This window comes from Dyadobacter subterraneus (genome assembly GCF_015221875.1).
In the GTDB taxonomy this organism is placed as follows: domain Bacteria; phylum Bacteroidota; class Bacteroidia; order Cytophagales; family Spirosomataceae; genus Dyadobacter; species Dyadobacter subterraneus.
Genome location: NZ_JACYGY010000001.1, coordinates 5,693,470 through 5,714,183, shown reverse-complemented (window position 1 = coordinate 5,714,183; position 20,714 = coordinate 5,693,470). Strand labels below are relative to the sequence as shown.

The following is a 20,714-nucleotide window of genomic DNA, read 5'->3' as shown; positions in this document are numbered from 1 at the left end:
GAAGTTTTACTTTTTACTTCCTGAAAAAGTGTGTGCATTTACAAGGATGGTTACGATTCAGACTTTATTTATCAACAACTGACAACTGATTATTTATTTCCTGGCAACTATGATTAAACTACCTAAAAACCTACTGTGTTTTTCACATTTACGTTGGGATTTCGTATATCAGCGCCCACAACATTTAATGACGCGATTTTCTGAGTTTTCAGCAGTTTATTATCTTGAAGAACCCATATTCGGATCGTATGAAAATTCTTTTATCAGCTTTTCAGAAAGGCTTCCCAATCTTTGGGTTTGTGTTCCCCATTTACGTCATGGATTGGATAAAGTGGAAGTTAACAGAGAACTCAAATCTCTGTTAAATATATTTTTTGTTAATCGGGACACCAAGGATTTCATGTTCTGGTATTATACTCCGATGGCGCTTGAATTTTCGTACAAGATTGTTCCCGGACTGACGGTTTATGATTGTATGGATGAGTTGTCGGCTTTTAAATTTGCTCCCGACGATTTAAAGGATTTGGAGAGAAGGCTTTTCAACAAAGCGGACGTAGTATTTACCGGTGGACAATCACTTTACGAGGCAAAAAAACACCAGCATTATAACATTCATCCGTTTCAAAGCAGTATAGATAAAAAGCATTTTGCAAAAGCAAGATCCCGGGAAGTTGAACCGGCTGATCAGGCTGCCGTTGATGGGCCAAAATTGGGCTTTTATGGCGTAATTGACGAACGTTTTGATACAGATCTGATCAAAAATATTGCTGATGCGCGCCCAGACTGGCAGATTATGCTTATTGGGCCGGTTGTCAAAATTGATCCTGCCGGACTGCCAAAGAATAAGAACATTCATTATTTGGGATCGAAAAAATACGAAGAACTTCCGCTTTATTTATCGGGCTGGGATGTGGCTTTGGTGCCTTTTTTACTCAATGAATCCACCCGGTTTATAAGCCCTACCAAAACGCCGGAATATCTTGCAGGTGGCAAGCCGGTAGTTTCTTCGGCAATCCGGGATGTTGTAACGCCTTATGCTAAAAATAAACTTGTTTCCATAGGAGTGGATGCGGATGATTTTATTGTCGCTATTGAAGCATTATTAGCCAGCCCGGAAAATGAAGCCTGGCTTACCAAGGTGGATGAGTTTTTGGCAAATAATTGCTGGGACAATACTTTCCGTTCGATGATGGAGATTATGACCAGTACTTTTGAAAGTAAAACAGCGCAGGTTTCACTTGCGGGTGAATAGAAATAATACTTACAACAATTCAGTAATAACTCATGTCTAATCAAAAGATCGAAAATCCGTTTAAATCGTTCTGGATGGCTGGATTTGAATGTACAGATCAATTAAATGCTTTTGGAAACCGTGTTGATTTTCTTCACGTAACCTCACATCTTGAACTTATACAGCAGGATTATCAAAATCTGGGGACATTTAATATTAAGACAGTTCGTGAAGGCTTGCGATGGAGCCAGGTTGAAAAAACACCTCATATTTACGATTTCAGCACTTTCCAAATAATGCTTGAAGCAGGGAAGAAAAACGGTATTCAGCAAATCTGGGATATTTGTCATTTTGGATTTCCTGATGATTTAAGTCCTGTTCATCCGCATTTTACCGGAAGATTTGCGGCGCTGTGCCGTGCTTTTGCAACATTCTATAAGTCCTTGGGATACAGTGAGCCTCTAATTGTAACACCAATTAATGAAGTGAGTTTCATGTCCTGGCTTGGTGGTGACGTAGCCGGAACTTCTCCTTATTGTCACCACAATGGATGGGAAGTTAAGTATTCTTATATGCGAGCATATATTGCTGGCGTTAAAGCTCTTAAAGAGATAGATCCCACAATAAGAATTTTGACAACAGAACCCTTGGTTAATATTGTCGCAAAGCGGGATGCCTCTCCCTGGGAAATCCAGGATGCCAAAAATCATCACGAGTTGCAATACCAATCACTGGATATGTTGAGCGGCAGGATTTGTCCTGAACTGGGAGGAAAGCCGGAATATCTGGATATTCTTGGGTTTAATTATTATTACAATAATCAATGGATTCTTAATCCGCATCAGATCCTTGGCTGGAATGATCCTGTGCCTCATCCTTATTTACGCGAGCTTTCGGATTTGCTTCATGAAGCGCATATGCGTTACAATAGGCCAATTGTTTTGGCAGAAACCAGTCATCCCGGCAAAGATCGTCCACTTTGGATTAAATACATTTCCACACAGGTTTTGAAAATATTGAAGGAAGAAATTCCTTTTTGGGGAGTCTGTATTTATCCTGTAATAGACCGGCCGAACTGGGATCATCTGGACGACTGGCATAATTCCGGATTATGGGATATGGATCCGGCTATTAGCATTAAGAGCCGCATTTTACATCAGCCTTCTGCAAAAGCCTTAACCGAGGGGCAGGAGTTAATATCTGTTGAATTGCAAAAGGCTTTCAATCAGAAAAGTTTTAGTGTTCAGGAAGACGAAGCATTTGCTCTTTGAAATATCTGGGAAGCAGCTCAGTCTTTAATTTGTTAATCAACCCATCTAATGTCACACATTATGGATCAGATATCAGAATTGCATAGCCATATTGGCAAAATGAAAAGTGTAAATGTGGAGGAATTTGGATCCAGTTTAATTGTTGCACCTCACCCGGATGACGAAACGCTCGGATGCGGAGGGACAGTTGCCCTGATGCGGAAAAATGGAATTCCGGTTCATTTTTTGTTTATCAGTGACGGAAGTATGTCACATCCCAACTCAAAGAAATATCCTGCGAAAAAGTTAACAAAAGTTAGGGAAAAAGAAGCAAAAGAAGCTGTATTAACGCTTGGCGGAGAAGTTGACCACATGGAGTTTTTACGGTTAAAAGATACACAGGTACCGCATGAAAACGATAATCAGTTTCAGGAAACGGTGGATAAGATTGTAAAAATAATGGATGATCTAAAACCGCAAACGGTATTTGTTCCGTGGCAAAAAGATCCGCATCGTGACCATCAGGCAACCTGGAAAATTATGTCCGAAGCTGTAAATCAGACAAAAACGAAACCGAGATTTATTGAATATCCGATTTGGCTATGGGAGCTTGGAAATCCTGAAGACATGGAATTGCTGGATCGTATGAAAAAATTTACGGTCAATATTGAGGATACATTGGAAATGAAAAACAAAGCGCTGGCAGCGCACACTTCGCAGGTTACGCATATGATTGATGATGATCCGGAGGGTTTTATGCTGACGCCGGAAGTGATTGCTCATTTTGATATTCCGAGGGAATTATTCTTCGAATCTGCTATAAAATAATACTATGGAAAAGCCGACCAAATCCCTTGATGCAGAGTTTTTTAACGAAATGTATCAACGAAATGAAGATCCATGGGATTTTGAAAACAGTCCTTATGAACGGGAAAAATACGAGGCTACGCTTCGCGCAATTCCCAATCCTGTTTATGATAACGCATTTGAAATCGGATGTTCAAATGGTGTATTGAGTGAAAAACTGGCCAGGCGATGTAAACATTTGCTGGCCGTTGATGCAAGTGAAATTGCAACAGAAAATGCCAGAAAAAGATTGGTAGATTTCCAGTCTGTTGAAGTCAGGGAAATGATTGTTCCTAATAACTTTCCAAATGAAAATTTTGATTTGATACTATTTTCGGAAGTTGGTTATTTTTTAAGCAGGGAGGATCTGGCGATTACAAAAGATAAAATGATTAATGCTCTTTTACCAAAAGGTCATTTACTGATGGTTCATTGGACACCGATTGTAGAAGAATTTCCTTTAACAGGGGATGAGGTGCATGAGCTTTTTATTGAATCAGCGGGAAATGAAAAATCAGATCCTTTGATACACCTCTACGGAAGAAGGGAAGATCAGTATCGTTTGGATTTATTTGAAAAAAAACCGGAACTGTAAGTTCCGGTTTTTTTAATGCTGTAAGTCTTTAATCTTCGTTTTGAGGTCATTGATCACATCCACAACATCCATTTTAGGCCAGATATGCATCCATTCCCCATTTTCCAGCTCGTCCTCAATTTTTTCCCATAATACACCAAAAAAGACTTCTTCTGAAACTTGGCAATGCAGCCAGGAAGCATCCAGTTGCAAAATTTCTGCTACAAGATTAAGCAAGTTTGAATGAGCCTCTTTTTGACTGCAATCACAATTCCAGTATTGGCGAAGAAGTCGTTTAGCCTTCAATTTTTTGAACAAAGCGCCTGCCTGTTCTACCATAACAGGATCTCTCGCCTCATTCATTTCACCCCATTGTTTTAACTGAATTGAAAATCCAAAATCTACACGGCCCTGGATACGCGTGGAAGTAATGACTTTCACGAGCGGACTTAATCTGATTTTGGCATCAATTCTGGTAAGCGCCCTGTGAAAAGCCATATCTTCAAGAAAAGGCACTACGGGTAACCTTCCCGACAAATCATAAATTCTGCACGTAACAGCGAAACTTGCACCAAAACATTGGTAATGTCGTGGCCATGGATCGTTATCAACAGGGTCTAAAAGGGCTTCTGCCTTGGAAACCAGATGTTTGTAAGTGACATCACGAAGATAATAAATCCGGGAAAGGCTGTTTTCCGGACGTGTCAGAATCCTGCCGCCTACAACATCATTCCCTTTTTTTATCTCTTCAATAGTATTGAAAACCCAATTTTTATCAACCTCACTATCACTGTCGGTGCTTGCAATGATTCCTTGCGGCCGTTTTAGTAACGCAAAGCGATTATATGCAGCATCCATCAAAAGCCTGCGAACGGTGCCGATATGGGCAACGTCAGGAGCCAGCTGGATTTCCTCAATATGGAGGCTGAATTCGGGATATGTTTTTTGATAGGTTCTGGCAAATTCTGCGGAGTCATCCGTACAGTTATTTGCCAAAAGCAACACCTCATATTTGGAATATGAAAGTTGTCTTCCTTCGTTATCTTTTTGATTACGAAGTGCTTCCAGTGTTTTAAACAAGTTGTCCTGCTCATTTCTCACCGGTAAAATTACCGATAATTTAAGTTGGCGGGAAGGAGGTATGGTATAAAATAAAGATGAAGCCGTAACCGGCTCATATTCTGCTGTTTCCTCAGAAAAAGTTTGTACCATATAATAGTTGAACAATTAAAATTGAGAGATATCTGCTCACAAAAATTATAACCGGTCAGGGATAATTTTGACAAGTATTTGTAAAAACTATGCCAAAATATATTCCCGCTTTTTTCGCTGATTGTGAAGGCTAACTGAGATTAAATCGCATATTACAGGATTATTTCAGGGCACAGTTTTTGAATAGATGTCCCGAATTTATTATCTCTACTATGATTGTTAACTATCAGGAAAATGGCTGGAATATTATTTCCCAGCGGGCACATGGGCTACTGGCCGGGCAAATATGTTTTAACTGGAAAGAAAAGCTTCATCCGGAACTCTGGATGGAAACGATTGTAGCCACTATTGAACACGATGATGCATTTAATGAATTTTCCTGGGATGAAAGTTTGCTCAATAAAAATGGCGGACCTCTCAATTTTAAAATGAGAAATTTTGAAGAAAAAAAGTGTGAAGAGCTGCTTCAAATGGCACTTTTCAAAAGCAGGTATATTGGATTGCTGATTTCCCGCCACATTCAATTCCTGCACGAAAATTCGGAGGATCTGGCTGCCAGAAAATATTGTCAGAATTTAAAAAAACTGGATAAGAAATGGATCAAAGTTGCAGCTTGTAGCGAGGAAGAGGTCAAACATGCCTATGCAATTCTTCAATGGTGTGATGCCCTTTCGTTAATTATTTGTCAGCAATTAATTCAGCCAGAAAACCGGAAGATAGAAATAAGTACTGGTCCGGGAAATCAGTGTTACATGCTGCATGCACCCACAGAAAATATGCTTACCGTTGAGCCATGGCCATTCGAACCAGAAAATTTTGAAATACACTACGAGTCCAAAACCATTGCTCAGCTGGAATTTAAAAATGAAGACGAATTCCGACAGCTGCTTTTAAAAACGGAGCCTGTTTTGCATCGTTTTCAATTTGCTAAACATTAAATATCAGATATTTATCTTAATTTGGTGTCGTAAAATTATTCATATATCTTATGATAATTTAAATCATTTCACAACACTAATAATATAAATATGGCCCTTCCCGATATTTTTACAAAACCGGTAACAGAAGAAGTAATTGTCCGGATCGACAAGCTTACAGACAAATCCCAGCCATTGTGGGGAAAGATGTCGGGTGCGCAAATGTTGGCTCACTGCTGTGTTTCTTACGAATATGTGTTTGATAATAAACACAAACCACCGGGAAAATTGATGAAATTTATTCTGAAAACATTTGTGAAGGATAAAGTAACAACGGAAATTCCTTACAAAAGAAACAGCGCTACGGCACCTGATTTTGTCATAAAAGGAGATAGGGATTTTGAAACAGAAAAGGCGAGATTGACTGAATACATCAGGAAAACACAGGATTTAGGTGTGAATTTTTTCGATGGAAAAGAATCCCATTCATTTGGAAAATTAACTATTCAGGAATGGAATAATATGTTTTACAAACATCTGGATCATCATTTGACGCAATTTGGGGTTTAGGATTAAAAATAACAAAGGACACTTTAAGGCATTTCTTAAAGTGTCCTTTGTCAATGAAACATATTAAATCTATTTCAAATTTTTCCTCGCCTTATATTCCTTAAATCTTTTATTATATTCTTCTAATTGCTCGGCCTTAAAACTTTTCTTCAAATTTTCTGGCAATTCGAGCCGCTCCTGCATTTTTAAAGTTGTTGACAATTCTACCAGCGTATTTTGTCCTTTTTTATCTTTTTCAAGATTGAACGAATCATACAAATCACCACTGACTGTAAATGCTTTAAATGAAAGTAAGCCATCATTTACCGTGATAACCTGATATAACTGGGTATTCGAAGCGGCACGGTCCATCCAGTTTTGCAGACCAATGTCATACATTTTTGGCCCACTTACGGAAACCACGTAGATTGGCCCGTCAGGTTTTTTTCTGCTTTGTCCCAATGGCATATTTATACCACGGCCATATGTATGATCATGCCCCTGTAACACCAGATCCACCTTATATTTTTTATAAAGCGGCTCCATTTTTGCTCTCCATTCATCATTGTCGCGACCGTTTTTAGTAGAATAAATTGGATGATGATGCATCACAATTGTCCAGCGCATACCATGCCCGACAGCAACTTTTTCAAACCAGGCAGCCTGTTTGTCCAAAATTGTAGAATCCAGAATTGCTTCCTGAGAATTTAAGGAAATAAATCTTATACCCTGATAGTCAAAATAATAAGCTGTTTCAGTCAAACCTTCCGGGCCATTTTCAGGTAAAGCAAACTGAGGTCTCCAGTGCATAGAAACGTGTGGTTTCTTTGCCTTATCCGTATAATATTCATGGTTCCCAGGTGTCGCCAAACTCGGTATCATACCATTTACCCAACCACCCGCTTCAAACCATTCGCCCCATTGATAATCCGCATTTGAACTATTGATCAAGTCACCTGCATGAATCATGAAATCAGCTTTGGGCAGAGTTGAATAAGCTCCGCGAATAGCGCGCGACCATAAAGATCTGATATCATTTTGTGCATCTCCGAAATAAAGAAAAGATACCAGATCATTTTTTTCAGAAGCGGTTGTAAAATGAAACCATTCACTCCAGTATTTTCCATCGCCAACGCGGTACATATATTGAGTTGCCGGTTTCAGTCCTGTGAAATCTACTTCATGATATTTAACCTGTTTTCCGTCAAGTATGATGGCGATTGTTTTTGCATCAACACTTTTTGCATTGGATTGAAAGTCAGGAGCTGGGTCAGCCTCATGAATCATTGCGATCGCCTTGGTTATTGTGGAATCCGTTCGCCAGTTTACAGCCTGGGAATGAGCCGCATCAGCTTTCCATCCAAGAATTATCCGGTCAGGGAATTTGGAAGCGGGGTAGGATTTATTTTCCTGAGCAAAACCAATAGCTGGTATAATGGCCAGTCCCAGAGATATGAACAGAAAAAGAAGATTATTTCTTGAAGAAAACGACATGGTCAACTTGTATTTAGTAAGATATTACAGCTGCAATAGTACTTTCTAAGTTTAATAGTAGGCTATAAATGAATGTTATGATAATGTGAAGAATGCATTATTTAAAAACTAAGTGCTGATTTTTTCACTTAAATCCATCCAAAACTTCCCGTACCTTTGTATTGTGAAAATTGAGATACGCAGTGCTTTGAAAAAGAAAACCTTATTTATAACCCCGCCATTTACCCAGCTGAACACTCCATACCCGGCAACAGCTTACCTGAAAGGGTTTCTGAATACACTGGGGAGGGAATCACATCAGGCAGATTTAGGAATTGAGGTCATTCTGGCACTTTTTTCTTCAAAAGGACTGCGCCGGTTATTCACTTTGCTGGAAGATTCTGACACGGAATTATCTGATAACTGTTTCCGGATATATTCACTCAGAGACGAATACATCAATACGATTGATCCTGTAATTCGTTTTCTTAAAAATAGAAATCCAACCCTTGCTCACAGTATTTGTGATCGGAGTTATTTACCCGAAGCTGGTAGATTTCAGCAATTGGAAGATATGGATTGGGCTTTCGGGACCATGGGAATTCATGATAAAGCCAGACATTTAGCTACTTTATATCTTGAAGATCTTGGCGATTTGATCCAGGAAGCTGTGGATCCGCATTTTGGTTTTAGCCGGTATGCGGAACGTCTTGGGCGTTCAGCTTCACATTTTGACGAAATGTGTGAGGCGCTGGAAATGCCAAATACTTTGCTGACAAATCTGCTTGTAAATTTACTGGAAGAAAAAATTCAAAGTTACCAGCCCGATATTGTTTGTATTACAGTTCCGTTTCCCGGCAATCTTTATGGCGGAATGAAGTGCGGACAATATATAAAAAATCACTATCCGGAGATTTCTGTGGTCATGGGAGGCGGTTTTGCCAATACAGAATTGCGCTCTTTGAAAGAACCACGCGTTTTTAATTATATTGATTTTGTTTGTCTGGATGATGGTGAAGCACCACTTTTATCTTTACTGGAATATCTGGACGGAAATCGTGAAAGAGAAAAACTAAAACGTGTTTATGCCCGGACAGACGGCAAAGTAATTTACTATAACGGCGCCCAGGAACGTGATGTGCCACAACGTGACACCGGAACACCGGATTACAGCGATTTGCCTTTACACGATTATTTGTCGGTTATTGAAATCGTCAATCCAATGCATAGGTTATGGAGCGATGGCCGCTGGAACAAGCTGACTTTGGCACATGGCTGTTATTGGGGAAAATGCTCATTCTGTGATATTTCGCTGGATTATATCAAAAGATATGAGCCAATGACGGCTGCACTTTTGTGCGACCGAATTGAGGAAATTATTGAACAAACTCAACAAAATGGATTTCATTTTGTTGATGAAGCAGCTCCGCCCGCTTTATTGCGGGATCTTGCTTTGGAAATTATCCGCCGGAAATTAACCGTTGTTTGGTGGACGAATATCCGTTTTGAAAAAAACTTTACCCACGATCTTTGTCTGTTACTGAAAGCTTCCGGATGTATCGCTATTTCAGGTGGGTTGGAAGTTGCATCGGATCGACTTTTGGAACGGATGAAAAAAGGAGTAACCGTCGCTCAGGTTGCCAGAGTAGCGGATGCTTTTACACAAGCCGGCATTATGGTTCATGCTTATCTGATGTATGGTTTCCCTACGCAAACCGCACAGGAAACTATTGATTCGCTGGAAATGGTGCGTCAGTTATTTCATTTGGGAATTGTCCAGTCAGGTTTTTGGCATCGTTTTGCCATGACAGCGCATAGCCCTGTCGGACTTCATCCGGAAGAATTTGATGTGATGCGGATTGGGCCTGAAATTGGAGGATTTGCCAATAATGATTTGGAACATGATGATCCCTCAGGTGCAAATCATGATTTATTTGGAGAAGGTTTGAGGAAATCTCTTTTCAATTATATGCACGGCGTATGTTTCGATTTTCCATTGCAAAAATGGTTTAATTTTAAGATTCCGTCTCCATCCATTTCGCCAAAATATATTGAAAAGAGTATAAGCCAGTTTCCTGATGCAATTCCGCGCACCAATGCCATGGTTGTCTGGATGGGAAGTTTGCCCTCAATTTCTGTTTTTGAAGAGAAAAAAGGAAAATATATTGTAGAAATAGCCGAGCTGGTTTTTTACAACAAAAAGCAGGAATGGGCATTGGAAACCAGCGTTCCCGTCGGGGAATGGTTAAGCGAAATAATGCCCGAATTACTTATTGGCAAACACGAACCCTATCCGTTAGATAAGTTGAAAAACAATTTTGAATCACAAGGCTTAGGTGAATTCGAAATTTTTATGCGGTCAAAAGTCTGGGAAGAATTGAAAAGCGGTGGGTTGTTGGTAGTGTAATTTTAACCGCAATAAATAAATGCTGAATCTCTTCGCGTCAATTGCGAAACCCATTGCGTCTATTGCGCCGGGCCGCCGGAGCGGTTAAAAAATTCAATTTATGACCTCAAATTTTTCTAACAAATCATCAAAAGAAGTAAAAACCGCAGGATAACCTACCGCCACACTTCCGATTTTATCATCTAATCCAACCGCGATTGCAGGACGAATTGTAGCCATTTCAATAGCTTCCTGCAAAGGAATTCCCACTTCACGTACCGCATTCCGCACAGCATCAGCCAGCGAAATAGTAGCACCTGCAAGATTTCCTTCGGAGTTATTATACTGACCATTTTGCAGATAGGCGTCAAATTCTCCCCATTTAAATTCCGTTACTTTTTCCCCTACAAAAAGTGCATCCGAGATAAGAAATAATTTATCTTTCTTTGCCTTGTATGCAATTCTAGCCGCGGCATAATCACAATGAACACCATCGATAATGATCGGGGCATAAACTGTATTATTGTCAAAAGTAGCACCGACCAACCCAGGCTGGCGATGGCCAAATGCCGACATGGCATTATATAAATGTGTTACCAGTTTTATCCCCTGATCAAATGCCTGGCTCGCTTCCTGATATGTCGCATTGGAATGTCCCGCAGAAACGGTAATTCCGGATGCCAAAAACATATCAATTTGTTCCGGTGTAAACATTTCCGGCGCTATTGTTATCAGCTTAATCACATCTTTTCCATGACTGATAATGGCTTCCAATTCAGTATCAGAAGGTTTTCTCACATATTCTGTAAGATGAGCTCCACGCTTCACCGGATTTAAAAAAGGACCTTCCAGGTGCATTCCCAGAACACCAGATCTTGGATTATTCCGGATATACTTTTTCGTCGCTTCAATTCCTTTCAGAATATTTTCAAGAGAGGAAGTGATAAGTGTAGGCAAAACGTAGGCTGTTCCTAGTGCTTTACTGGCCTGATAAATGTCGTCGATGGTTTCTTCATCCGCTTTTTCAGTAAAATGAAAACGTTCTCCGCCATTAATATGCGCATCAAAAAGACCGGCACAAATATTTTGAACATTGAGCGCTCCTTCTACAAATCCGGAAGAGGTTATGGAAGAAATAACACCATTTTCAACAGAAATAAGCTGACCGGTCAGAACAGCATTACCGGTATAAACTTTCTCTGCAAATATCTGGTAAGAAGACATAAGTTAAAGGAGATTTTTAAGGTTTAGGATGATGACGAATTTAGATAATCGTCATTTGATTATAATGTCAAATTTAGTCAAAAGACCTGCCAAATCAGAAGAAAGAAATTTCGCCTTTTTTACATTATTTATAGCCGGGTCAATCGTAAAATTCTGACTTGTGGTAAAATCTACACCGCTGAGATTGGTATAGGAAAAAACAGCACCTAACAAGTCGCAATTCGAGAATTTGGATTTGGAAAGGTCGGCTTGTGTGAAATCGGCACCGTTAATTTTACAATTTACGAAGGCACTCTTGTTCAGCTTTTTATTGTCAAAATTGGTATAATCCAAAAGGCATTTTTCAAAACGAGCGGAAAAACCAAAGTCCTTCGTATCTGAAAAGTTAACACCAATCAGCTTGCAATCGACAAATTCTACGTCGAACATTTTGCAGTTTGTAATCACTGCATTGCTCATGTTACAGTTAATAAAAGAACAGTCGGTAAAATCAGTACCCGAAATATTGGAAAAAATACAATTCGTAAATTCATACTGTTCAAAACTTTGCAGCGGAAGATCCTGAACTGTGAAATCGATATTACTGATTGACTCGACGTTTCTTTTATTAAACATTAAACTCGAAAAATAGGATTACTATAAATATTTACTGATCACGCTTTGCAGCTGATTGGCCTGTACAACGCCAGACTGACGCCACATAACTTTGCCATGTTTGAAGACAATCAGTGTAGGCACCCCTTGTATTTTATATGCTTTGGCAGCGGAAGGGTTTTTATCGACATCCACTTTCACAATCGTCGCTTTGTCACCCAAATCTGCTTTTAACTCTTCCAGAATAGGTTTCATCATCTTACAAGGTCCACACCATTCGGCTGAAAAGTCGACCAAAACCGGTTTATTGCTGTTAATTAAATCCGAAAATGCTGACATGATTTTACATTGGATAGTACACAATGATAACCAATCTGAGCGCCGAATGGTTTACTATTTAAGCTGAACTTGTCCTGATTTCGAAATAATAATCCAGTCAATGGATTTATAAATCAAGTTTCGATTTGAGGAATTTACCAAATCGCTTTTCTATCAGCTCGTATGTAAAATGGGAATAAACAATCGTAAGAGAGATTGAAGTAATTAACGAAAATGCAATCATCGGCTCTGTTGGTTCAGCTTTGAAAACCCTGAAAATACAGATATTGATAAAAATCAGAACGATCGCGTGATTGAGATAAATCGAATAAGAGATTTTACCCAAATACTGAAACGGCGCACTGGAAAGCACGCGGGTGATTATACCAGTTGAACTGGCAAAAATGATAATACCGATTGAGAATAGGAAGGGAAAAATAAGTCTGGTCAGATTCCACTCATAATGATGGGTTGCATACATCGCGGCAACAAGTAAAATCAGAAAAGGTATTTCCAGATAAGTCAGTTTAAAATCTTTTTCTTTTAAAAACGCGAAAGTGAAAATTCCCATGCAAAAACATAACAGGCCGCGTACAAAACCGTAGTCGTATACCAGCATGTAATCATTTATGGATACGATAAATCCAATGCAGACAATACTTAAAAGAAGGAAAACCAGATATTTTTTTGATGGAGCAAACAAAAGCACCAAACCAAAAACAACATAAGAAATCATCTCGGAAGATATCGACCAGGCAGGATAATTAATTCCCATCCAATCACCAAGAATAGGCGTGGAACCCATAAAAGTAAGTGTATCTAATCCTGATTTTAAATAATACGACAGTCTCATGTCGGTCATATTTTTCAATGCGCTGTGATCTCCAATAAGATTGGCTATGATGAAAATTACCTCTGTGTAAAAAAGTAAGGGATAAAGACGTACAAATCTTTTTTTAAGAAAAGTAGCAAAATCTTCGCCGGTTTGTATCCTTTCGATGTAGTTCATCGCAATCACAAATCCGCTTAGTACAAAAAAGAAATCAACGAAAAGGCTGGAATTAATTACAAAAAAGTTGTTGTAAAAAATGGATTCTCTGAATGCATTGTGATGATGGGCAATGACCAGTATGGAAAAAATCCCTCTCAATCCATCGAGCTGTTCTACTCTGTTTCTCATTGATAAATGCAATGTCATTAACCTCAATGTTTGTCAGATCAAGGTAATGTCAAAATTAATAATTAGATGGTTGCGAACCGGCAGCAGTCAATCTGCCCTGGGCTGGTCTTCGTGCTAATTTGTAAAAATAATCGATACCCAGGAAGCGAATCATCACGGCATAAGGAAACCAGTAAGAAATATCATATGGCCGGCCTCCGGAAATTAACAATACGATCAATGAAATAAAGAAATATGCAAGAAAAGTGGAAAGCGGGGTAGTGTTTCTTTTAATTTCCTGAATGGAATAAATGAAAAGAAAAAAGTTGAATCCATTAAAGAAAAGAAATCCCAGTATTCCGTGGTTTACCAATGCTTCAAGTATCGGCACATCAAGAAAACCGCTTTTGTATCCACGTCCTAAAAATACATCGCGTGAATAAAGCGTATCCAAAAATGTCCCAAAACCACTTACCCGCCCCATAGCTGAAGCATCAATATCAGCGGTATCGGATAATTTTACACCAAAAGATGTAAAGATTACGTCCATAATACGGCCTTCAAATATATCCCAATAATTAAGCAGATTGTCTAGCACACCACCATATTGACTTAAAAAATAACTGATACCGAGGAACACGAGCACCATCAGCAATATATTTTTAAAGCTGAAAAAACTGCCAACAGCAGAGAAGATATTGGTGAGTCTGAAATTGTAAAAAACATATAAACCCAGCATAAGACCTACACCTAGGTAGCTGGATTTAGCAAGTGAAAGTACAATTACAGCAAGGCTGAACAATACTGAAAAGTAGAAGAATAATTTGGCAAAAATACTTTTATATTGAGGTACAAGTACCATCGCCGTCAACAGGCAAATAATGCCATTCCTGGCCGTAATGTGCGGATTTCCACCGGCTTGCGCACCTTCATTGGAAAAACTTACTGCCGCCCGCATACCAAGTGTCCAACTCGGATCCGTCATCAGCGAATATACCAGGGTAAGATTTGAGAACAGGGAAAAAATGAAAAGAACAGGTACAAGTGTATCTTTTACATCACTGGGTATACTTAGTAATAATAGCAGAAAAGCAAAAATATAAGCATAGTTACCAATATCGGTAACCCCCATGCCCATGTTATTGAAGAAAATGAAGTAGTAGACTGATAAAAGTAAAAAACCTACTCCAAGATTGAACAGAACCGGATTTGGACTATAAAATCTTAGAAAAAGATTCGTTGGGACCATCAAAAGAAGTGCTACGGCAAAGAAAACAGCCGTAAAAGTGCTGCTTGCAGGTCCAATCCCTAATGTATCGCGAAAAAAGAATATCAAAGGAAAACCGTTGAATAGCATAGCTATACCGGCGGAATACCTCAGATAGTTAAAGTTTTTTAATAAATTCCCTAGACTCAAATTCATCTTGATAGTCTGAAACGTATGTATTTGAAATCAAATCGAAAAGTAAAATAGGCTATTTTTCTAACCTTACACCAAAGATACCTGATTTTGTTCAGAGCCGGGAATGATAACGCAGAATTGTACAATTTTTGTATCCTCAAATGTTCTTCCGAGCCAACGGAGGCAATCGTCGATGACTTGGCGTCTGCATGTACACGAAGCGCGCCGCCTAATCCTTCAACTTTTCTGATCCGTGTTGAATCATGCATTGTGAAACGTGTGATAAATTCGTAATCAAATGCAAAACGGTAAGATTCATCAAACTTCCCGAATTTCTCAACCAGCGATTTTTTGAAAAATAATGACTGGTTGTGAATCTGCATTCCTTCCAGAATCTGACAGGTCAAACTGTAAGACGTTGTTTTTAATATTTCCGTCACCTCATCATCCGTAGTGATCATGAACAAATCTCCGTACAAAATATCAGCCGGCTGTTCCAGTGCTGCTTTACCAAAACGTTCAAACGTGCCTGCAAAATATACGTCATCAGAATTTTGAAAACTTATCCATTCACCGGTTGCTTTTTCAAGTGCCTTGTTAATAGCATGAACCTGCCCGCGGTCTTTTTCAGAAACCCAGTAAGTCAGATAAGATTCATATTTTTTTATAACCTCAACGCTTTTATCCGTAGAACCACCGTCAATAATAATATATTCGAGATTGGGATAATTTTGATTTAGAACGCTCAAAATGGTACGTTCCAGAAAGTCAGCCTGGTTGTAGGACGGCGTAATGATGGTAAGTTTTGGAAAATGCGCTTTTCCCTCCGCACTGAAAGTTTTCACTTTTAATGCAGCAATAAATTCGCGGAGTTCCGTTGTACTTTCCTGAAGAGGCTTCATACTTTTTATTTCTGTTGATTGATCTTAAAACTGATCAATGAATTTTGTAATCGCTTTTAATTTTCCGGTCAGATTTTTCCTAAGTAATCTCTGGTCACTTATTTTCGGAATCATACCATAACCCGGTTCTTTATCCGGTAATCCTTTGTCATAAGTCTTAACAGTTTCAGAATATTCCCTGAATAGTTTTTTGAATACCGGACTTTGGTTAATTAGTGCAGAATGATCGGACCAAACCGGATCAAAATGCATCAGTCCTGCAAAATCTGCCGAAATAAGCTTTTCGTTTTCAACGGATAAATTCCCGTTTTTCTCGGATAAAGTTTTGTTCAAAACGCTGTGCAAACCATAATGCCAGCCAGGATGACCGATTTTTGTCGTTTTCTCAACCCAGACAGGCATATAATTTAGCCAGAGCTGATCCATGCACATGCCGTTACAAAGATCAAATTTCGCTCTGTCGATTGTCCTATGAGCCCACCAGTCGAGCATTTTAATGGTAACCGGGTTAGGTTTCAAAGTCCAGCTTCCGGAATGGTACATGCCAATATTCAAAATTCTTTTGTCATCCAGATTTTTGGAAGGAGCAAGTGGTTTTGTAATATTTGGCGTCAAAAGCAGATCAGCCGCAGGATCATTAATCTCCTGCATAGAATCATATAATATTGTCGTCGGCGACAAAAATGTCAACGTACTGCAATTTGGATTTGATTTCAAAATGCCTTTTGCAAACCAGGGACGTGCGGCAGCTACCAATTCAAAATCATAATACCGCGCGCACATTTCTCCCCATTCCTGGATTCCAAGTTTTTCAACCGAAATTGTTTTTATGTTTTTTGGCAGGTTAGAAAGCGGTATTGTATCCGCCCAGCCTATATAAAACAGATAATCAGGGTGATGGCGTAACACCGAAACACCCAAAGCCAAAGCGTTGGGTAACTGAGTTCTATTGCAAACGGTAAAAACTATATTCATTATGGTGCGCTTTCTTCTATTTATAAAAAGGAAGATGATCAATATTTTTGGTCGTAACTCCCGTTATTCCTGTTGGCCAGGCGTCCCGGTTATTTGGAAACAAGGTTGCTCTTTTTTCGATATTTTGAGAAAAACGGTTTTGAACAATGTCCGTAGGTTTTCGCAAATATGGCCAGAGCCGGTTGGCTTCCAATTCCCAGAATAATGAATCCTTGTTTTCGAAATCGTTCTTCTCTCGGTAATGATGCGCTTCTTTTTTCTTTGCCGACAACGTGCTGATCATCCTTTGTACATGACAAAGTTTTAATCCGTCATTATCAAATCCCTTTCCAAGTGCCTTTTTTTGTCCTTCATTAAGACCAAAAACTTTTGAAAAGTCATTCATCTTCCCATTTTTAAAATCCGAATGATCCAAAACCGGATTTGTGTGCAAATAATCGTAACCTTGTTTGCACCAGTAATGAATTTCGTCCTTGACTATCCAGCTGTTTAATTCGTGGATCAAAACAAAATCACTCCATGTAAAACGGTTATAAAAATCCTCCATCAGGAAGAGATTGGCCAGTGTTTGCCTGTCTTCGAAAAATTTAGGTCTGAAAGTCAAAATTTCCAGACGGTCATGGTTTGTTTCTATCCCGGATAAATCAGCTCCGTCATAAGAGAATAAAATGACGGGATATCTTTTCAGTGCTTCAAGGCTGTGTCTTAAAATTAATTCTTCCAGAACAGTAAGTTCGGGATTTAATATCGGGATCAGTATGGATACCAGTTCTTTCATTACATCGTATCAAGCTGATCTTTTAAATAATTAAATGGCCTTTTCAGAAGTTTTCTAACACGCTGGTATCTGAAAACTTTCGGCGGTTTTATATAAAAGCAAGGGAATTTACGATAATAGGCATTCCCGTTTTTAATCAGACTCTCCCTGTAAATATCAAATAAAGGAATTGCATCCGGCCGCTCTGAAAGCTGGAAACGATCCTGATATTTTGATAAAACAGCAGGTTTTTCCGGATCATAGCCACTATAATGGAGGAAGATCAATGGATTATTTTCGTTGACGTAAAATACATTGTCTTTTTGAGAAAATGTACGTTCATGCAGATTCCAGTATGCCGCGTTATAGCCCGGATTTCTTTCAATATGTGTATTGGGAACAAAAACCGGGAGGAAATTCATCCAGTTCTGGTCCACAAATAATCCGTTACAAAGATCGATCAAACATTCGTAACGAAGCTTTTCTTCCCACCACTTAATAAATTCTGTATTAACTGCACTACGTCTGAACGCCACAAAACCCAGATTGTAAATTCCGGTGTTTAAATGATGAAGCTCGTTTGGTGTCAAACGGTCTTCAATCGGTGTATTAATATGTGGTGTTAAAACCGCTTCGTGATTTTTTAGCGAATTCAACAGTCCTGTTAAAGGCTGGTAAATAATAATATCCGGATCAAAATAGATTACATGCTGAGCCTCGGGATATTGTCTGAAAAAGTATGTGAAGTAGAATGGTTTTACGGCCGTGTTAAGTTCGGTGATGTTATACCGGGCAGCCATTTCATCGAATCCCTCAATCCCGATCTTATCAATTTCAACCATCGGATATTTCGGCTGATAAGAATCTTCGAATGCTACGCCTTCCTGATTATCAACCAGACCGATCACAAAAAGGATTTCAGGATTTGTGCTGGCAAGGGAATCTCCGAGTGTGCGGGCCTGTGCAAGGTAATTTATTGAACAAATTGTAAAAGCAATGGTCATTGATTGTGTTTTTCAGAGACCTGCAAAGGTAAGTACTTTTGGATAATGGTTTCAATTTTTGAAACGCTCTTGTCAGTGTTATGGCGTTCCAATACCTTTTCACGTCCTTTACGACCCATGGATTCTCTCATATTTGGATCAAGAATCAGTTTTATAATTGCCTCAGAAGCAGCGGAAATGTCCATGTAAGGCACAACAAAACCGGCATCGGATTCGATTAATTCCGGCGCTCCACCCGCTCCGTCAAAACATACCACAGGCGTTTCATTTAATGCCGCTTCCAGCACAACAAGTGGATATGGATCTTCGCGTGAACTTAACATAAGCACATCAAAACGACTGATATAATCGAGGGCCTGCGGAGTAGGAGGTATCAAAATAATACGCTCTTCCAATCCCATTAAATGGATATCGCTTTTGATCAACTCATAAATTTCATGCTGCGGTCCGGCACCAACCCATACAAAATAAACCGGTAACGGACTGGTTTTCTGGATAACACGGCGTGCAATCCAGTTAAAAATATCATTACCTTTTCTCCATTCTGCGTTTCCACAACCGCCAATGATCACGGCGTCATGCGGAATATTATAGGTTTTTTCTAAAAGATTGCGCTGCGCTTTTTTTAGTATTTCGTCAATATGATCATGATCAATTAACGTAAATGTACTGACCTTTTCCGCTGGGAATCCATAATCGCGGACATAGTGGTTGGCAACAGCATTAGATACTGCAATAAGATGATCAGCCTTTTTTAGCAAAAATTTCAGGTGATCTTCGAAAGTATATATTTTCACCGACATGCCTAATTCGTGAACGAACAGGACGACCGGCAGATGATGTAAAAATTTCAGAGATTCGCAGTAAACTTCTGAATTGGCAATGGAATTGACGAAAACCAATCCTATATTCTGGCTTTCAAGTTCTGCAACAACACGTTCACGGTCTTTTTGTTCGCTATGCTGTTCATATAATTTATGAAGTCTTATTTTTCTCAGGATTTTCCCTGACAAAGGCTTTGATATAATATTGTCTTTACTGAATAACCGCGTAATGGTTACTACCTCTGCAAATTCCTCTTCCAGCTCGCCGCCATTGCATAGCAGCAAATGCATAGGAACTTGTCGCTCTTTGAGCAACCGAAGCAATTGAAGCAGCAATAACTGGCTTCCTGCCCGGTTGGCATCGTGGCTTATAAATAGTATTTTCTTTTGGGTCATTCGGTAATAAGTTGATATCTCAAATTTCAGATCTCAAAGTCGCATTGGAGGGTCGCTTAGTAAGCTTCGAAACTCTTTTTTCCAGGTACTTTTTTTGCCGGATTGCCAATATAAATTCCCCATTCCTCAGTATCCTTTGTAACAGCAGACGCCATTCCTACAAGAGTTCCCTGAGCGATGGTCATATAATCTCTGATCGTACTGTTTACACCAAAAAATGAATAGGATTCAATCACACAATGGCCCGACATAACCACGTGAGAGGTAAAGAAAACATGATCTTTGATTTGGCCGTGATGACCGATATGATTTCCGCTCCACATGACAACATTATTTCCAACCGTTGTAAAAGGCTGAATCGTATTGTCTTCCAGGATAAAGCAATTTTCGCCAACAACATTATTTCTGTCAAGAATGGTGGCGTGCGAACTGATGTAAGAGATAAACTGATATCCTTTCGCTTTTACCTGGTTGTAAATGGCTTCCCGGTTTCTGTTCATGTTACGCCCTGTCATGGGTGCGAAAAATGAATAATCAGAAGGTGGGAAAATTGTTTCCACATCTTCAAAAGCAACCAAAGGCAGTCCGCGAAATGATTCTTCCTGTATGTATTCCCGATTTACTGAAAAAGCTACTACTTCATGTTCCGAGTCGTGTTCCAGATAATAATGCGCCAATTCCGCTGTATCCAGAACTCCAAAAATAATAACCTTTGCCATTC

The 20,714-nt window shown here is 39.3% G+C and carries 20 protein-coding genes; 7 read left to right on the top strand and 13 right to left on the bottom strand.

All coding sequences use genetic code 11. From position 1 onward, the window contains the following. The first annotated feature begins 187 nt into the window (after nt 1-187). Genes IEE83_RS23885 through IEE83_RS23870 form a run of 4 tightly spaced genes read left to right on the top strand, consistent with a single transcriptional unit; the run spans nt 188 to nt 3,922 of the window. Nucleotides 188-1,252, top strand: coding sequence for a glycosyltransferase (locus IEE83_RS23885; RefSeq protein WP_228101950.1), 1,065 nt, complete (start codon nt 188-190; stop codon nt 1,250-1,252). Nucleotides 1,253-1,284: 32 nt separating this feature from the next. Continuing rightward, the gene (locus IEE83_RS23880) at nt 1,285-2,502 is read left to right on the top strand and encodes an amine oxidase (RefSeq protein WP_194122984.1); all 1,218 of its coding nucleotides are present in this window, start codon (nt 1,285-1,287) and stop codon (nt 2,500-2,502) included. Between the two features lie 60 nt (nt 2,503-2,562). Further along, nucleotides 2,563-3,309, top strand: a complete 747-nt coding sequence (locus IEE83_RS23875) for a PIG-L deacetylase family protein (RefSeq protein WP_194122983.1) — start codon at nt 2,563-2,565, stop codon at nt 3,307-3,309. Between the two features lie 4 nt (nt 3,310-3,313). After that, the gene (locus IEE83_RS23870; protein WP_194122982.1) at nt 3,314-3,922 is read left to right on the top strand and encodes a class I SAM-dependent DNA methyltransferase; all 609 of its coding nucleotides are present in this window, start codon (nt 3,314-3,316) and stop codon (nt 3,920-3,922) included. Between the two features lie 12 nt (nt 3,923-3,934). Here IEE83_RS23870 and IEE83_RS23865 read toward each other — a convergent pair whose 3' ends face one another. Next, entirely contained in the window at nt 3,935-5,113 is a 1,179-nt protein-coding gene (locus tag IEE83_RS23865) for a glycosyltransferase family 2 protein (RefSeq protein ID WP_194122981.1), read from the bottom strand. 212 nt (nt 5,114-5,325) lie between these two features. Between IEE83_RS23865 and IEE83_RS23860 the strand changes: the two genes are divergently transcribed. After that, the gene (locus tag IEE83_RS23860) at nt 5,326-6,051 is read left to right on the top strand and encodes a DUF3891 family protein (protein WP_194122980.1); all 726 of its coding nucleotides are present in this window, start codon (nt 5,326-5,328) and stop codon (nt 6,049-6,051) included. A gap of 90 nt (nt 6,052-6,141) precedes the next feature. After that, on the top strand, nt 6,142-6,600 hold the full coding sequence (locus IEE83_RS23855; protein ID WP_194122979.1) for a DUF1569 domain-containing protein: 459 nt from the start codon (nt 6,142-6,144) through the stop codon (nt 6,598-6,600). Nucleotides 6,601-6,669: 69 nt separating this feature from the next. Here IEE83_RS23855 and IEE83_RS23850 read toward each other — a convergent pair whose 3' ends face one another. Then, entirely contained in the window at nt 6,670-8,073 is a 1,404-nt protein-coding gene (locus IEE83_RS23850) for a purple acid phosphatase family protein (RefSeq protein WP_194122978.1), read from the bottom strand. A gap of 187 nt (nt 8,074-8,260) precedes the next feature. Between IEE83_RS23850 and IEE83_RS23845 the strand changes: the two genes are divergently transcribed. Then, nucleotides 8,261-10,459 (top strand): B12-binding domain-containing radical SAM protein, encoded by a 2,199-nt coding sequence (locus IEE83_RS23845; protein ID WP_194123533.1) that lies wholly within the window; start codon nt 8,261-8,263, stop codon nt 10,457-10,459. A 93-nt stretch (nt 10,460-10,552) separates the two neighbouring features. On the opposite strand, the gene nagA is transcribed toward IEE83_RS23845, so the two are convergent. The 11 genes from nagA to IEE83_RS23790 form a co-directional block, all read right to left on the bottom strand. Further along, nucleotides 10,553-11,662, bottom strand: a complete 1,110-nt coding sequence (gene nagA / locus IEE83_RS23840) for an N-acetylglucosamine-6-phosphate deacetylase (RefSeq protein ID WP_194122977.1) — start codon at nt 11,660-11,662, stop codon at nt 10,553-10,555. A 51-nt stretch (nt 11,663-11,713) separates the two neighbouring features. Then, a complete protein-coding gene (locus IEE83_RS23835; RefSeq protein WP_194122976.1) occupies nt 11,714-12,277 on the bottom strand; it encodes a pentapeptide repeat-containing protein in 564 nt (187 codons plus the stop codon). Nucleotides 12,278-12,298: 21 nt separating this feature from the next. After that, nucleotides 12,299-12,595 carry a thioredoxin gene (trxA, locus tag IEE83_RS23830; RefSeq protein ID WP_194122975.1) on the bottom strand — a complete coding sequence of 99 codons (297 nt, stop codon included), beginning with the start codon at nt 12,593-12,595 and terminating at the stop codon, nt 12,299-12,301. 106 nt (nt 12,596-12,701) lie between these two features. Beyond that, entirely contained in the window at nt 12,702-13,754 is a 1,053-nt protein-coding gene (locus tag IEE83_RS23825) for an acyltransferase family protein (protein ID WP_194122974.1), read from the bottom strand. 55 nt (nt 13,755-13,809) lie between these two features. Then, nucleotides 13,810-15,069, bottom strand: coding sequence for a hypothetical protein (locus tag IEE83_RS23820; RefSeq protein ID WP_194122973.1), 1,260 nt, complete (start codon nt 15,067-15,069; stop codon nt 13,810-13,812). An 83-nt stretch (nt 15,070-15,152) separates the two neighbouring features. Then, a complete protein-coding gene (locus tag IEE83_RS23815) occupies nt 15,153-16,037 on the bottom strand; it encodes a glycosyltransferase family 2 protein (RefSeq protein ID WP_194122972.1) in 885 nt (294 codons plus the stop codon). A gap of 24 nt (nt 16,038-16,061) precedes the next feature. After that, entirely contained in the window at nt 16,062-17,012 is a 951-nt protein-coding gene (locus IEE83_RS23810; protein ID WP_194122971.1) for a hypothetical protein, read from the bottom strand. Nucleotides 17,013-17,028: 16 nt separating this feature from the next. After that, the gene (locus IEE83_RS23805; RefSeq protein ID WP_194122970.1) at nt 17,029-17,790 is read right to left on the bottom strand and encodes a DUF5672 family protein; all 762 of its coding nucleotides are present in this window, start codon (nt 17,788-17,790) and stop codon (nt 17,029-17,031) included. Further along, nucleotides 17,790-18,773, bottom strand: coding sequence for a glycosyl transferase (locus tag IEE83_RS23800; RefSeq protein ID WP_194122969.1), 984 nt, complete (start codon nt 18,771-18,773; stop codon nt 17,790-17,792). The genes IEE83_RS23805 and IEE83_RS23800 overlap by 1 nt, the downstream gene beginning before the upstream one ends. After that, nucleotides 18,770-19,993 (bottom strand): glycosyltransferase family 4 protein, encoded by a 1,224-nt coding sequence (locus IEE83_RS23795; RefSeq protein ID WP_194122968.1) that lies wholly within the window; start codon nt 19,991-19,993, stop codon nt 18,770-18,772. The genes IEE83_RS23800 and IEE83_RS23795 overlap by 4 nt, the downstream gene beginning before the upstream one ends. 56 nt (nt 19,994-20,049) lie before the next feature. Then, nucleotides 20,050-20,712: an acetyltransferase gene (locus IEE83_RS23790; protein ID WP_194122967.1), complete on the bottom strand. Its 663-nt coding sequence runs from the start codon at nt 20,710-20,712 to the stop codon at nt 20,050-20,052. Nucleotides 20,713-20,714: the final 2 nt, after the last annotated feature.

Coding starts and splice junctions, on each gene's coding strand:
- IEE83_RS23885 (WP_228101950.1), top strand. CDS start 188: ATGACGCGATTTTCTGAGTTTTCAGCAGTTTATTATCTTGAAGAACCC.
- IEE83_RS23880 (WP_194122984.1), top strand. CDS start 1,285: ATGTCTAATCAAAAGATCGAAAATCCGTTTAAATCGTTCTGGATGGCT.
- IEE83_RS23875 (WP_194122983.1), top strand. CDS start 2,563: ATGGATCAGATATCAGAATTGCATAGCCATATTGGCAAAATGAAAAGT.
- IEE83_RS23870 (WP_194122982.1), top strand. CDS start 3,314: ATGGAAAAGCCGACCAAATCCCTTGATGCAGAGTTTTTTAACGAAATG.
- IEE83_RS23865 (WP_194122981.1), bottom strand. CDS start 5,113: ATGGTACAAACTTTTTCTGAGGAAACAGCAGAATATGAGCCGGTTACG.
- IEE83_RS23860 (WP_194122980.1), top strand. CDS start 5,326: ATGATTGTTAACTATCAGGAAAATGGCTGGAATATTATTTCCCAGCGG.
- IEE83_RS23855 (WP_194122979.1), top strand. CDS start 6,142: ATGGCCCTTCCCGATATTTTTACAAAACCGGTAACAGAAGAAGTAATT.
- IEE83_RS23850 (WP_194122978.1), bottom strand. CDS start 8,073: ATGTCGTTTTCTTCAAGAAATAATCTTCTTTTTCTGTTCATATCTCTG.
- nagA (WP_194122977.1), bottom strand. CDS start 11,662: ATGTCTTCTTACCAGATATTTGCAGAGAAAGTTTATACCGGTAATGCT.
- IEE83_RS23835 (WP_194122976.1), bottom strand. CDS start 12,277: ATGTTTAATAAAAGAAACGTCGAGTCAATCAGTAATATCGATTTCACA.
- trxA (WP_194122975.1), bottom strand. CDS start 12,595: ATGTCAGCATTTTCGGATTTAATTAACAGCAATAAACCGGTTTTGGTC.
- IEE83_RS23825 (WP_194122974.1), bottom strand. CDS start 13,754: ATGAGAAACAGAGTAGAACAGCTCGATGGATTGAGAGGGATTTTTTCC.
- IEE83_RS23815 (WP_194122972.1), bottom strand. CDS start 16,037: ATGAAGCCTCTTCAGGAAAGTACAACGGAACTCCGCGAATTTATTGCT.
- IEE83_RS23810 (WP_194122971.1), bottom strand. CDS start 17,012: ATGAATATAGTTTTTACCGTTTGCAATAGAACTCAGTTACCCAACGCT.
- IEE83_RS23805 (WP_194122970.1), bottom strand. CDS start 17,790: ATGAAAGAACTGGTATCCATACTGATCCCGATATTAAATCCCGAACTT.
- IEE83_RS23800 (WP_194122969.1), bottom strand. CDS start 18,773: ATGACCATTGCTTTTACAATTTGTTCAATAAATTACCTTGCACAGGCC.
- IEE83_RS23795 (WP_194122968.1), bottom strand. CDS start 19,993: ATGACCCAAAAGAAAATACTATTTATAAGCCACGATGCCAACCGGGCA.
- IEE83_RS23790 (WP_194122967.1), bottom strand. CDS start 20,712: ATGGCAAAGGTTATTATTTTTGGAGTTCTGGATACAGCGGAATTGGCG.